The organism is Nocardia sp. No.11 (assembly GCF_038752175.1).
GTDB classification, from domain to species: domain Bacteria; phylum Actinomycetota; class Actinomycetes; order Mycobacteriales; family Mycobacteriaceae; genus Nocardia; species Nocardia canadensis.
Genome location: NZ_JBCGFB010000291.1, coordinates 1 through 376 on the forward strand (window position 1 = coordinate 1; position 376 = coordinate 376).

The following is a 376-nucleotide window of genomic DNA, read 5'->3' on the forward strand; positions in this document are numbered from 1 at the left end:
GTCATGCCGCGCGCGTACATCGAGATGATCTTGTCGTCGAAGTCCGGGAAGCGCCGCTGGTATTTGGTGATCAGCTTCGGATCGAAGGTCCCCGATCGGTCGCGCGGAATATCCAGCGTCACCCTCGACGTACCGGTCAGCATCGTCTTCTGCGACGTGCCGTTGCGCCGATTTCCGCCAGCCGCCTCCGCCTCCGATACCAGATGATCGTCAAGCTCCGCTGCCAGCATCCGCTCCGAAAGCGCCTTCTTCAACTCGTCGATCAAGCCGTCCTTGGCAAATAACGCCTGCGGATCACGCCCTGCCAGCAACTGATCCAAAATTTCCTTGTCGATTGCCATATGATGGGTCCTTTCCATTCCATCTTATGGCCTCG

1 protein-coding gene is annotated in these 376 nt (G+C 58.2%); it reads right to left on the minus strand.

Annotation, left to right across the window (positions count from 1 at the left end):
* On the minus strand, positions 1–341 hold a 341-nt coding region (locus tag V8688_RS32100; RefSeq protein ID WP_342802392.1), incomplete at its 3' end, for a transposase.
* Positions 342–376: the final 35 nt, after the last annotated feature.